Origin of the sequence: Bradyrhizobium sp. SMVTL-02 (assembly GCF_051853005.1) — a bacterium.
Classification (GTDB): domain Bacteria; phylum Pseudomonadota; class Alphaproteobacteria; order Rhizobiales; family Xanthobacteraceae; genus Bradyrhizobium.
In genome coordinates this window covers 6293785-6306506 of sequence record NZ_CP182469.1, presented here as the reverse complement: position 1 = coordinate 6306506, position 12722 = coordinate 6293785, and the positions used below count along the sequence as shown (strand labels likewise).

Sequence of the window (12722 nt, the reverse complement as noted above, 5' to 3'; positions counted from 1 at the left end):
GTGACCTCCATGGAAACGATGAAACTGCAAAAACGCGCTCCGATGTCGGCGATGCTCGATCCCAGGATCGTGTTCCCCGCGATCCGCGCGTCCTTCACCAAGCTCGACCCGCGGCTGATGGTGAAGAACCCCGTGATGTTCGTGGTCGAGATCGTCGCCGCGCTCACCACCGTGATCTTCCTGCGCGACCTCGTCACGGGTGGAGTGGGTCTCGGCTTCACTTTCCAGATCATCCTCTGGCTCTGGTTCACGGTGCTGTTCGCCAATTTCGCTGAGGCGGTGGCCGAAGGCCGCGGCAAGGCCCAGGCTGAATCGCTGCGCAAGACGCGCACCGAGAGCCAGGCCAAGCTCCTGACCGGCGCCGGCCAGGGCTTCAAGCTGGTCCCGGGCACCAGCCTGAAGGTCGGCGATGTCGTGCTGGTCGAGGCTGGAGATACCATTCCCTCCGACGGCGAGGTGATCGAGGGCGTCGCCTCCGTCAACGAGGCCGCCATCACCGGTGAATCCGCGCCGGTCATCCGTGAATCCGGCGGCGACCGCTCGGCCGTGACAGGCGGCACGCAGGTGCTGTCCGACTGGATCCGCGTCCGCATCACCGCGGCGCAAGGCTCGACCTTCATCGACCGCATGATCAAGCTGGTCGAAGGCGCCGAGCGGCAGAAGACGCCGAACGAGATCGCACTCAACATCCTGCTCGCCGGCCTCACCATCATCTTCGTGTTCGCCACCGTCACCATTCCGAGCTACGCGGCCTATGCCGGCGGCTCGATCTCGGTGATCGTGCTGGTCGCGCTGTTCGTGACGCTGATCCCGACCACCATCGGCGCGCTGCTGTCGGCGATCGGCATCGCCGGCATGGACCGCCTGGTGCGCTTCAACGTGCTGGCGATGTCGGGCCGCGCGGTCGAAGCCGCCGGCGACGTCGACACGCTGCTGCTCGACAAGACCGGCACCATCACGCTCGGCAATCGGCAGGCGACGGCGTTCCGTCCCGTGCGCGGCGTCACCGAGCAGGAGCTGGCGGATGCCGCCCAGCTCGCCTCGCTCGCCGACGAGACCCCGGAAGGCCGCTCCATCGTCGTGCTGGCGAAGGAAAAATACGGCATTCGTGGCCGCGACATGGCCGAGCTCGGCGCAACCTTCGTTCCGTTCACGGCGCAGACCCGCACGAGCGGCGTCGATGCCGGCGGTTCGTCGGTACGCAAGGGCGCGGTCGATGCAATCCTGAACTACATCGGTGGCGGAGCAGCGCAGGCCGTTGCAACGGGTAATGCCGTTCGCGCCATTCAGCCTTCGCTAAACTCGGACACCGCGCGGGAGATCCAGACGATTTCCGACGAGATCGCCAAGGCCGGCGGCACGCCGCTTGCCGTTGCCAAGGATGGCCGCCTGCTCGGCGTCATCCAGCTCAAGGACATCGTCAAGGGCGGCATTCGTGAGCGCTTCGCCGAGCTGCGCCGCATGGGCATCCGCACCATCATGATCACCGGCGACAACCCGATGACGGCGGCCGCGATTGCGGCCGAGGCCGGTGTCGACGACTTCCTGGCGCAGGCCACCCCTGAGGACAAGCTCAAGCTGATCCGCGACGAGCAGGCCAAGGGCAAGCTGGTCGCGATGTGCGGCGACGGCACCAATGACGCCCCCGCGCTCGCCCAGGCCGATGTCGGCGTCGCCATGAACACCGGCACGCAAGCCGCCCGCGAGGCTGGCAACATGGTCGATCTCGACTCCAACCCGACCAAGCTGATCGAGGTGGTCGAGATCGGCAAGCAGCTCCTCATGACGCGCGGTGCGCTGACCACGTTCTCGATCGCCAATGACGTCGCCAAGTACTTTGCGATCATTCCGGCGATGTTCCTGGCGTTCTACCCGCAGCTCAACGTGCTCAACGTCATGAACCTGTCGAGCCCGCAGAGCGCCATCCTGTCGGCGATCATCTTCAACGCACTCATCATCATCGCGCTGATCCCGCTCGCACTGAAGGGCGTCGCCTATCGCGCCGTCGGCGCGGGCGCGCTGCTCCGCCGCAACCTCTTGATCTACGGCCTCGGCGGCATCGTCATTCCCTTCATAGGCATCAAGGCGATCGATCTCGTCGTGACCGCCTTGCACCTGGCTTGAACCCGTCATTGCGAGGAGCGGAGCGACGAAGCAATCCAGACTGCCTCTGCGTCAAAGACCCTGGATTGCTTGTGCGCCAGGCAAGCTGGCGTGGTCCAACCGGTGGAAGTCCGGTCCGGGTAAGCGGTAGCGAGCGCCCGGTAGTGAGTGTTGCGTGGCCGTCGGCAACGGCGGCTGCGAAGCGTACACAACGATGCTGTGGGGTGGGCTATTGAGCCGCGAAAGACAGAAACTCGCAGAGGCCGAGCCGGTAAGCAACGTCGAAGGCAACATGTGCGGCGCCGTTATGCGAGGCGCTGACGCTCTGCCGTGGTCGAAGACCCCATCACGCAGCAAAGGACCGCGTCGGAACCTGGGAGGTCCCGCATCTGACCGATGGCAACATGCCCCCAAGGTCCGCATCGGGAAGGCGAGGAGCCAAAGCCGATGACGAACGGATGCGGGAAGTCGGAGGCGGCCGTAGTAGCGTCGAAGCCTGCGAACGAAGCGGAGCGATCCGCGGAGGAGTTGGTGGAGCGAAGGGCCGCGACCAAGGGGAATGCGGACCAGCAAAGCACGCCCCGGACGCCGAGCCGGACAAGCGTGACACAGGCGTTGGAACGCATACGGCGAACTGCAAGGGAAAGGAAGAAGGAGAGGTTCACTGCGCTGCTTCACCACATCACGCCTGAACTGCTCGAGGCGGAGTTCTTCGCGCTGAAGAAGCATGCCGCGCCGGGTGTGGACGGAATGATGTGGCGGGACTACGAGCAAGACCTCAAGGCCAATCTTGAGGACCTGCATGCTCGTGTTCACCGGGGAGCGTACCGGCCGCAGCCGTCGCGGCGGGTCCATATCCCGAAGCAGGATGGGCGGCAGCGACCGCTGGCGATTGCGTCCCTTGAGGACAAGATCGTTCAGCGGGCAACCGCTACGGTGCTCAACGCGATCTACGAGGAGGACTTCCTCGGGTTCTCGTATGGGTTCCGGCCCGGGCGCAGCGCGCACGATGCGATGGATGCGCTGCTGGTCGGAATCGAGAGCCGGCGGGTGAACTTCATTGTTGACGCCGATATCCGCTCGTTCTTCGACATGGTGGACCAGGAATGGCTCATCCGCTTCGTCGAACATCGGACCGGCGACCAGCGTATCATCCGTCTGATCCGCAAATGGCTCAAGGCGGGTGTTCTCGAAGAAGGAACGGTCAGGGTCAGCGAACAGGGGACGGCACAAGGGGCGGTGATCTCGCCGCTGCTTGCCAACATCTACCTGCACTATGCCCTCGATCTGTGGGCCGAACGCTTCAGACGGCGCGAGGCCGCGGGTGACATGATCATCGTGCGCTACGCTGACGACTTCATCGTCGGCTTCGAGCATGAGAATGAGGCCCGGCACTTCCTCGAAGAATTGCGCAAACGGCTGCAGGAGTTCGCGCTGTCACTGCACCCTGAGAAAACCCGGCTGATCGAGTTCGGACGTCATGCGGAGGACAACCGCAGGCGGCGCGGGCTCGGCAAGCCGGAGACCTTCAACTTCCTCGGCTTCACCTTCATCTGCAGCCGATCCAAGCAAGGCAAGTTCCAGATCAGGCGCAAGTCTCGCAAAGACCGCATGCGGGCGAAACTGCAAGCCGTGAAGCAGGGAATGCGACGGCGTATGCACCAGTCGGTGCTCGAACAGGGCAAATGGCTGCGGCAGGTCGTTACCGGGTACTTCAACTACCACGCGGTACCGACCAACAGCCGAGCGCTCAGCGCCTTCCGCTACTTCGTCACCGAACAATGGAGGCGGATGCTTCGGCGCCGCAGCCAGATTGACGGGACCACGTGGCAGCGGGTCGCGCGGCTTGCCTCCGACTTGCTCCCCAAGCCACAAATCCTCCATCCTTGGCCCCGAACACGCTTCACCGCTACTCACCCGAGGTGGGAGCCGTATGCGGGAAAGCCGCACGTACGGATCTGTGCGGGGGGCGCCCAGCAATGAGCGTCCCTACCGCGACCGCTTCGCTCGCAATGACGAAATAATTGGAGACCCAACATGCTCAGAGAAATCCGTCCAGCCATCGTCCTCCTGCTGGTGCTCACCGCCATCACGGGCCTCGCCTATCCGCTCGCGATGACCGGCATTGCCGGCGCGATCTTCCCCGCCCAGGCGCAAGGCAGCCTGATCCAGAAGGACGGCAAGGTGATCGGCTCCGCCCTGATCGGGCAGGAGTTCAAGGACGACAAATACTTCCACGGCCGTCCCTCGGCGACGCTGGCGCCGGACCCGAATGATTCGACCAGGACGGTTTCATCGCCCTACAACGCCGCCAATTCGGGCGGCTCCAACCTCGGCCCGACCAGCAAGGCGCTGGCTGACCGGCTGAAGGAGGATGTGGACAAGCTCAAGGGCGAAAATCCGAATGCTTCCGTGCCGGTCGACCTGGTCACCACCTCGGCCAGCGGCCTCGATCCGGATATTTCGCCGGAGGCGGCACAATTCCAGGTGCCGCGGGTCGCGAAGGCGCGGAATCTGCCGGAGGATGCAGTGAAGCAGCTCGTGTCTGACAACGTTCAGGGCCGTCTGTTCGGCTTGCTCGGCGAACCCCGCGTTAACGTGTTGGCGCTGAACCTCGCGCTCGATCGCGCGTCGGCGAAGTAGCGGTCTATGCTCTTGGCATCGGGATGATTATATTGCCGTGATGGTCCGAGAGCGCCGCGATCCCGAACAACGTCCGTCTCCCGAGGCGCTGCTGGAAGCTGCGCGCCGGGAGGAAGGCGCGAGCGGCAAGCTGAAGATCTTCGTCGGCGCCGCGCCCGGCGTCGGCAAGACCTACGAGATGCTGCAGAGCGCCCACGCCAGGCACAAGGCCGGCATCGATGTGGTGGTCGGCTTCGTCGAGACCCACGGCCGCGCCGAGACCGAGGCGCTGCTGCGGGGGCTGGAAGTGATCCCGCGCAAGCGGCTGGATTACCGCGGCCAGACCGTCGAGGAGATGGACCTCGATGCCGTGATCGCGCGGCGGCCGCAAATCGCACTGGTCGACGAGCTCGCGCACACCAATGCGGCGGGCAGCCGCCATCCCAAGCGTTATCTCGACGTCGAGGAGCTGCTGTCCCACGGCATTGACGTCTACACCGCCGTCAACATCCAGCACATCGAGAGCCTGAACGACGTCGTCGCCCAGATCACCCATGTCCGTGTGCGTGAGACCGTGCCGGACTCGATCTTCGACCGCGCCGACGCCATCGAGCTGATCGACCTCACGCCCGACGATCTGATCCAGCGTCTTAAGGAGGGCAAGGTTTATGTCCCCAAGCAGGCCGAGCGGGCTCTGGAGCATTATTTCTCGCCCGGCAATCTGACCGCGCTGCGCGAGCTCGCGTTGCGGCGGACCGCCGAACGGGTCGACGAGCAGCTGCTCAACCACATGCAGGCGAATGCGATCGCCGGCCCCTGGGCCGCCGGCGAGCGCATCCTCGTCTGCGTCAGCGAGGATCCACGCGCGGCTGGCCTCGTGCGCTACACCAGGCGGCTGGCTGATCGGCTGCATGCGCCTTTTACCGCGATCTCGATCGAAACCCGGCGCTCGCTGCAGTTGTCCGACGAGGAGCGCGATCGCCTTGCCGATACGCTGCGGCTCGCCGAATCGCTCGGCGGCGAAGCCCTGACCATTCCAGCCGTCGGCCGCCGCATCGCCGACGACCTCGTCAACTTCGCGCAAGCCAACAATGTCACCCAGATCGTGATCGGCAAGTCAACCCGCTCGCGCTGGTTCGAGATGACGCGCGGGTCTGTCGTGCATGATCTGGTGCGCCGCGCGGGCAATATCAGCGTCCACGTCATTCCGGGCGATGAGCTCGCCGGAGAGGCGCCCAAGACGGCGGTGCAGACCGCGGCGCGATCCGAGCCGTTCGATGCACGTCCCTATCTCAAGGCGCTCGGGATCACGACGCTTGGCCTTGCGGCAGCGATGCTGATCAAGCCGTATTTCGGCGTCGAGAACGTCGACCTGATGTTCCTCACCGCGGTGGTGGCCGTTGCCGTGCGCTACGGGCTGTGGCCGTCGCTGCTGGCGAGCATCGCGGCGTCGCTGGCCTACAACTTCTTCTTCCTGCCGCCGGTCTACACGTTCACCATCACCGATCCGACCAATGTTGCGGCGTTCTTCTTCTTCATGCTGATTGCGTTCGTGGTGTCGAACGTCGCGGGACGCGTGCGCACGCAAGCCGATACCGCGATCGGCCGCATCAGGACCACCGAACAGCTCTATGCCTTTAGCCGCAAGCTCGCCGGTACCGCCACCCTCGACGACGTGTTGTGGGCGAGCGCCTACCAGATCGCGCTGATGCTGAAGGTCCGTGTGGTGCTGCTGCTGCCGGAGGACGGCCTGCTCACGGTCAAATCCGGCTATCCGCCGGAGGACCAGCTCGACCAGGCCGACCTCGCCGCCGCCAACTGGGCCTGGAGCAACGATCGCTCGGCCGGCCGCGGCTCGGACACGCTGCCCGGCGCAAAACGGTTGTTCCTGCCGATGCGCACCGGGCGCGGCCCGATCGGCGTCATCGGCATCGACAACGACCGCACCGGCCCGCTGCTGACGCCGGACCAGCGCCGCCTGCTGGACGCGCTGGTGGACCAGGGCGCGCTCGCGATCGAGCGCGTGCTGCTGGTCGAGGACATGGATCGCGTCAAGCGCACCGTCGAATCCGAGCGGCTGCGCTCGGCGCTCTTGACCTCGATCTCGCATGATTTGAAAACGCCGCTCGCCTCCGTGCTGGGCGCGGCCTCGACCATGCGCGATCTCGCCGGAGCCTTGTCCGACACCGAGAAGCGCGATCTGCTCGCCACCGTGATCGACGAGTCCGAGCGGCTCAACCGCTTCATTGCCAACCTCCTCGACATGACCAAGCTCGAGTCCGGCGCCATCGTGCCCAACACCGCATTGCACGACCTCGGCGAGATCATCGGCAGCGCGCTGCGCCGTGCCAGCAAGATCCTGACCGCGCACAAGGTCGAGCTGGTGCTGGCCGCCGATCTGCCGATGCTGCAGCTGGACGCCGTGCTGTTCGAGCAGGTGCTGTTCAACCTGCTCGACAATGCGGCGAAATATTCGTCGCCCGACACCACCGTCTCGATCCGGAGCCGGCGCGAGCGCGATCAGGTAGTGCTGGAGGTTGTCGACGAAGGTGACGGCATTCCGCCTGACGAGCTCGAAAGCGTGTTCGACAAGTTCTATCGGGTGCAGAAGGGCGACCATGTCCGTCCCGGCACTGGCCTCGGGCTCGCGATCTCTCGCGGCTTCGTCGAGGCCATGCGCGGCACGATTTCGGCCGCCAACCGCAACGACCGGAGCGGCGCGATCCTCACTATCCGTCTGCCGGTTCCGGCGCAGACCCACGCATTGGATACCGCCGCATGAGTGCCGCCGCGATCAAGGTCCTGGTCATCGACGACGAGCCGCCGATCCGCAAATTGCTGCGGATGGGGCTGACCACGCAGGGCTATGAGATCCTGGAAGCACCGAACGGCAAGACCGCGCTCGAGAAGCTCGCTGAAGGGCCAGCGCTGATCATTCTCGATCTCGGCCTGCCCGACATCCAGGGCCATGAGCTGCTCCGCACCATCCGGGCCCGCAACGAGGCCGTGCCGATCGTGGTGCTGTCGAGCCGGGGCGACCAGGCCGGCAAAGTGCAGGCGCTCGATCTCGGCGCCGACGACTACCTGACCAAGCCGTTCGGCATGGACGAGCTGCTGGCGCGCCTGCGCGCCGCGCTGCGGCACCAGCTCCAGGTCCAGGGCGAGAGGCCGGTGTTCCGCACCGGCGACCTCTCGGTCGATCTCGTGCGTCGCATCGTCAAGGTCGGCGAGCGCGACGTGAAGCTGTCGCCGAAGGAATATGACCTGCTGCGCGTGCTGGTGCAGCACGCCGGCAAGGTGCTGACACACAGATTCCTGCTCAAGGAGCTCTGGGACGAGCTGACCGATGCGCAATATTTGCGCGTCTATGTCCGCCAGCTCCGGCAGAAGATCGAAGCCGATCCGGAGCGTCCGCAATATGTCCTGACCGAGACGGGGATCGGCTACCGGCTGAAGGCGGGGGATTAGGCTCGTTCGTCCCCACGACTGGAGCTGTGGCCGGAGGTCGTACCCACATCGTCATTGCGAGCGCAGCGAAGCAATCCAGAGGCTCTCCGTGGAAGGATCCTGGATTTGCTTCGCGGCGCTCGCAATGACGCAGGAAATCACCCCGCCTTCCGATGCCTCGCGGCTGCCCGGTGCGTCTTCCGCGCACTGCGCGGCCGCCCCGTCGCGCGGCGCGCATGCGACTTCGCCGACGTTTTCCCGCCGCGCCCCTTCAGGCTCTGCTTCAAGGCATCCATCAGGCTGACGACGTTGCTCGGACGCTCCTCGGGCTCCGGCAATTCGATCTTCTTGCCGCTGGCCTTGCGTTTCACCAGCGCCTTCAGCGCGTTCTCATACTCGTCCTTGAATTCGCCGGGATCGAAATGCGCGGCCTTGGTGTGCAGGATGTGACCGGCGAGCTCGACCATGTCCTTGGTGATCTTCGGGCTCATGATGTCGTCGAAGAACTGGTCCTCGTCGCGCAGCTCGTAAGGAAATCGCAGCGTGGTGCCGAGCAGGCCCTTGCCGAGCGGCTTGATCGCGATGATGTGCTCGCGGTTGGTGAGCACGATCTTGGCCAGCGCCACGCGATCCTGGTCCTTCATGGCATCGCGGATCACCGCGAACGCGTCGACCGCGGCCTTGCCGTCGGGCGCGATGTAATAGGGATGGTTGAGATAGCGCTGGTCGATCTCCTCGCTCGGCACAAAGCTCTCGATGTCGATGGTGTGGTTGCTCTCGATCTGCACCGCCTCCAGTTCCTCGGGTTCGATCTCGACATATTTGCCCTTGCGCAGCTCGTAGCCGCGCCCCTTCTGATCGCTCTCGACGACGTCGCCGGTCTCGGCATCGACCATCTGTTGCTTGAGACGATTGCCGGTCTCGCGGTTGATCATGTGAAACCGGGTCTTCTCGGCGGCCGTCGTCGCGGGATAGAGCACGACGGGGCAACTGACCAGCGACAGCTTCAGCGTTCCCTTCCAATAGGCGCGGGGGGCCATTCCATTCTCCAACGTTTTCAAGACGTTTTGGAACTCCAACCTCGCGATGGGGTTTTGGTTCCGGGTGGGGCTTTTGTCGTGATAGGCTCGAAAGCCAGAAGCGAAGCGGGACCGGTCGTGCTGCAAAAACTCTCCACTTACCGACAGAAGCGTGACTTCGAGAAGACGCCCGAGCCATCCGGCAAGAGCGCGGTGGCGCCATCGCAACAGCGCCGCTTCGTGATCCAGAAGCATGACGCGACGCGCCTGCACTACGATCTCCGGCTCGAATTCGACGGCGTGTTCAAGTCCTGGGCCGTGACGAAAGGGCCCTCGCTCGACCCGCGCGACAAGCGCCTCGCGGTCGAGGTCGAGGACCACCCGCTCGATTATGGCGATTTCGAAGGCACGATCCCGGAAGGTCAGTATGGCGGCGGCACGGTGATGCTGTGGGACCGTGGCACCTGGGAGGCGGAAAATCCGGAAGCCGGCTATCGAAAGGGCGACCTCAAGTTCACCCTTCATGGCGACAAGCTGCATGGCAGCTGGGTCCTGGTGCGCATGCGCAACCGCGGCGGCGAAAAGCGCACCAACTGGCTCCTGATCAAGCACCGCGACGAATATGCCCGCGAGGGTGCGGACAACGACATTCTCGAGGAGGACAAGTCGGTCGCCTCAGGCCGCGCGATGGAGCAGATCGCCGAGGGCAAGGGCCGCGCGCCAAAGCCGTTCATGCTGGCGAAGGGCACCAAAGGCAAGGCCGACGCGGTGTGGCAGTCCAATCGAACCGAGGAGACGAAAGGCAGGACCGTCCAGCCGGCGCCGCGCACGGCGTTGAAGGCCAGGAAGGCGGGAAGGAAGACGACGACGGCGACGAATGCCAGGAAGGTCTCGGCGATGCCTGATTTCGTCGCGCCGCAGCTCTGCACGTCGGTCGAGCGGCCGCCGGCCGGTGCGGGCTGGTGTCACGAGATCAAGTTCGATGGTTACCGCGTGCAGCTCCGGGTCGAGGACGGCGAGGCCACGTTGAAGACGCGGAAGGGGCTGGACTGGACCGACAAGTTCTCGGCGATCGCGAAGGAGGCGGCTTCGCTGCCGGACGTCATGATCGACGGCGAGATCGTCGCGCTCGATCACAATGGTGCGCCGAACTTCTCCTCGCTCCAGGCTGCGCTGTCCGACGGCAAGACCGAGGACCTCATCTTCTTCGCCTTCGACCTCCTCTTCGCGGAAAATCAGGACTGCCGCCGGCTGCCGCTCGGCGAGCGCAAGGCGCGGCTCAAGGAGCTGCTGGAGTCGCGCAAGCGCAAGTCGGCGCAGATCCGCTATGTCGAGCATTTCGAGAGCGGCGGCGACGCCGTGCTGCAATCTGCCTGCAAGCTTGAGCTGGAAGGCGTGGTGTCGAAGAAGCTCGATGCGCCCTATCGCTCCGGCCGCACCGAGAGTTGGACCAAGGCCAAATGCCGCGCCGGCCATGAGGTGGTGATCGGGGGCTACAAGACCACCAACGGCAAATTCCGCTCGCTGATGGCGGGCGTGCATCGCGGCGATCATCTCGCCTTCGTCGGCATGGTCGGCACCGGCTTTGGCGCCGACAAGGTCAAGCGCATCATGCCGTCGCTGAAGGCGATGGAGAGCAAGGAGAGTCCCTTTGGCGGCAAGAATGCGCCGAAGAAGACGCGCGACGTGCACTGGCTGAAGCCCGAACTCGTCGCCGAGATCGAATTCGCCGGCTTCACCGCCGACGGCAACATCCGCCAGGCAGCGTTCAAGGGCTTGCGGCAGGACAAGCCCGCCGACGAGGTCGAGGCCGAGACGCCCGTCGACACCGCGCTCGCCGAACCCTCGCCGAGGAAGCGCGCCGCGAAGACCGTGAAGCGATCCAGGGACACCGGCTCCGCCGAAGTGATGGGCGTCGTCATCTCCAAACCGGACAAGGAGCTGTGGCCTGATGACGGCGATGGCAACCCGGTCACCAAGCATGACCTCGCACGCTATCTCGAGGCGGTCGGCGAATGGATGATCGTGCACCTCAAGGGGCGGCCATGCTCGCTGATCCGCGCCCCTGACGGCATCAAGGGCGAATGCTTCTTCCAGCGTCATGCCATGCAGGGAACGTCCAATCTTCTGGAGCTCGCGCGGGTCTCCGGCGACCGCAAGCCATATCTTCAGATCGATCGGATCGAGGGGCTCGCTGCGGTGGCGCAGATCGGCGGCGTCGAGCTGCATCCCTGGAATTGCGCGCCCTATGCCTACGATACGCCGGGGCGGCTGGTGTTCGATCTCGATCCGGCGCCGGATGTGGACTTTGCCGAGGTCGTCGAGGCGGCCAAGGAGATGCGGCAGCGGCTTGCCGATGTCGGTATGGAAAGCTTTTGCAAGACCACCGGGGGCAAGGGCCTGCACGTGGTGGTGCCGCTGCTGTACGGCGCGCGCGACAAGGTGAGCTGGAAGGAGGCCAAGGCGTTTGCGCAAGGAATCTGCCAGTGGATGGCCGACGACGATCCCGAACGCTATCTGCTCAACATGTCGAAGAAGCTGCGCAAGGGGAAGATCTTTCTGGACTATCTGCGCAACGACCGCATGTCGACGGCCGTGGCGCCGCTGTCGCCTCGCGCGCGTGACGGCGCGACCGTGTCGATGCCCGTGACGTGGGCGCAGGTGAAGAGCGATCTCGATCCGAAGAAATACACGCTGCGGACCGTGCCTGGCTTGTTAGGGCGGTCCAAGGCCTGGGAGGGCTATGACGATGCGGCGGTGTCGATCAAGGCCGCGATCAAGAAGCTGGCGGGGAAGAAATAGGGTGGGTTACGCTCGCGGACTGCGCTTCGCGCGACCGCTTGCCAACCCACCCTACGACGTCTGCAACTAGATTCGTCCCATCAGCAGCAGGATCAGCAGGATGACGATGACGAGCCCGAGGCCGCCGCCGCCGTAGTAGCCGGTGCCGTAGAACGGGCCGCCGCCAATGCCGCTGAAGCCGCCGAGCAGGGCGATGACCAGAATGATCAGAATGATCGTGCCGATTGACATGCGAGTCTCCTCCAGCCCTTGTGGAAAGGGTCGTTTGCACCTGTCCCGTGTGCGGGGGCAACTTGCCGCAGGTTTTAAAGTTCCGGTTTTGAAACGGGGCGAGACGTGCAAGTTGCATGGAACCTTTATGGTCGCAGCCGGCATCACTAAGTGAGGATCAACCAGCACGGGGCAGGACCATGTCAGCACCGCTTGTCGTTTCCATTCCGCATCGTCTCGGCCGCGAGGAGGCGGTACGCCGGCTCAAGGCCGGGCTTGGCCGCGCGGCCGCCAGCCTTCCCGTGATGCAGGTCGAGGAGGAGCGCTGGAGCGGCGACAGCATGAATTTCCGCATCCGCGCGCTCGGGCAGATCGCGACCGGTCAGGTCGACGTCGCCGACGATCACGTCAAGGTTCAGGTGGTCTTGCCGTGGCTGTTGCAGCGCTTTGCCGAGATGGCGCAGGCAACGATCAGGAAGCGCGGGCAGTTGCTGCTGACCAAGGACGACGGAAAGTGAG

The 12722-nt window shown here is 64.7% G+C and carries 9 protein-coding genes; 7 read left to right on the top strand and 2 right to left on the bottom strand.

Annotated features, from left to right (window positions below):
- The first annotated feature begins 9 nt into the window (after positions 1 to 9).
- The 5 genes from kdpB to ACNJYB_RS30045 all read left to right on the top strand — a co-directional run bounded on the left by kdpB (position 10) and on the right by ACNJYB_RS30045 (position 8193).
- Positions 10 to 2124: a potassium-transporting ATPase subunit KdpB gene (kdpB, locus tag ACNJYB_RS30065; RefSeq protein ID WP_439370171.1), complete on the top strand. Its 2115-nt coding sequence runs from the start codon at positions 10 to 12 to the stop codon at positions 2122 to 2124.
- Between the two features lie 582 nt (positions 2125 to 2706).
- A complete protein-coding gene (gene ltrA, locus ACNJYB_RS30060; protein WP_439368145.1) occupies positions 2707 to 4086 on the top strand; it encodes a group II intron reverse transcriptase/maturase in 1380 nt (459 codons plus the stop codon).
- 54 nt (positions 4087 to 4140) lie between these two features.
- On the top strand, positions 4141 to 4746 hold the full coding sequence (locus tag ACNJYB_RS30055; RefSeq protein ID WP_439370170.1) for a K(+)-transporting ATPase subunit C: 606 nt from the start codon (positions 4141 to 4143) through the stop codon (positions 4744 to 4746).
- Between the two features lie 40 nt (positions 4747 to 4786).
- A complete protein-coding gene (locus ACNJYB_RS30050; protein WP_439375679.1) occupies positions 4787 to 7507 on the top strand; it encodes a DUF4118 domain-containing protein in 2721 nt (906 codons plus the stop codon).
- Positions 7504 to 8193 carry a response regulator gene (locus ACNJYB_RS30045; protein ID WP_439370169.1) on the top strand — a complete coding sequence of 230 codons (690 nt, stop codon included), beginning with the start codon at positions 7504 to 7506 and terminating at the stop codon, positions 8191 to 8193. The genes ACNJYB_RS30050 and ACNJYB_RS30045 overlap by 4 nt, the downstream gene beginning before the upstream one ends.
- 137 nt (positions 8194 to 8330) lie before the next feature.
- Here the strand turns inward: ACNJYB_RS30045 and ACNJYB_RS30040 are convergent, their stop codons facing one another.
- Positions 8331 to 9212 carry a Ku protein gene (locus tag ACNJYB_RS30040; protein WP_439370168.1) on the bottom strand — a complete coding sequence of 294 codons (882 nt, stop codon included), beginning with the start codon at positions 9210 to 9212 and terminating at the stop codon, positions 8331 to 8333.
- Between the two features lie 117 nt (positions 9213 to 9329).
- Here ACNJYB_RS30040 and ligD point away from each other — a divergent pair, with 117 nt between their 5' ends.
- Entirely contained in the window at positions 9330 to 11993 is a 2664-nt protein-coding gene (gene ligD, locus ACNJYB_RS30035; protein WP_439370167.1) for a DNA ligase D, read from the top strand.
- Between the two features lie 66 nt (positions 11994 to 12059).
- Here the strand turns inward: ligD and ACNJYB_RS30030 are convergent, their stop codons facing one another.
- Positions 12060 to 12224 carry a DUF3309 family protein gene (locus ACNJYB_RS30030; protein ID WP_018318514.1) on the bottom strand — a complete coding sequence of 55 codons (165 nt, stop codon included), beginning with the start codon at positions 12222 to 12224 and terminating at the stop codon, positions 12060 to 12062.
- A gap of 179 nt (positions 12225 to 12403) precedes the next feature.
- Between ACNJYB_RS30030 and ACNJYB_RS30025 the strand changes: the two genes are divergently transcribed.
- Positions 12404 to 12721 (top strand): polyhydroxyalkanoic acid system family protein, encoded by a 318-nt coding sequence (locus tag ACNJYB_RS30025; RefSeq protein WP_439370166.1) that lies wholly within the window; start codon positions 12404 to 12406, stop codon positions 12719 to 12721.
- The last annotated feature ends 1 nt before the right edge of the window (position 12722 follow it).

Excerpts from the sequence above, each read along its gene's own strand:
- ACNJYB_RS30055 (WP_439370170.1), top strand. The coding sequence starts at position 4,141 with ATGCTCAGAGAAATCCGTCCAGCCATCGTCCTCCTGCTGGTGCTCACC.
- kdpB (WP_439370171.1), top strand. The coding sequence starts at position 10 with ATGGAAACGATGAAACTGCAAAAACGCGCTCCGATGTCGGCGATGCTC.
- ACNJYB_RS30045 (WP_439370169.1), top strand. The coding sequence starts at position 7,504 with ATGAGTGCCGCCGCGATCAAGGTCCTGGTCATCGACGACGAGCCGCCG.
- ACNJYB_RS30025 (WP_439370166.1), top strand. The coding sequence starts at position 12,404 with ATGTCAGCACCGCTTGTCGTTTCCATTCCGCATCGTCTCGGCCGCGAG.
- ACNJYB_RS30030 (WP_018318514.1), bottom strand. The coding sequence starts at position 12,224 with ATGTCAATCGGCACGATCATTCTGATCATTCTGGTCATCGCCCTGCTC.
- ACNJYB_RS30050 (WP_439375679.1), top strand. The coding sequence starts at position 4,787 with ATGGTCCGAGAGCGCCGCGATCCCGAACAACGTCCGTCTCCCGAGGCG.
- ACNJYB_RS30040 (WP_439370168.1), bottom strand. The coding sequence starts at position 9,212 with ATGGCCCCCCGCGCCTATTGGAAGGGAACGCTGAAGCTGTCGCTGGTC.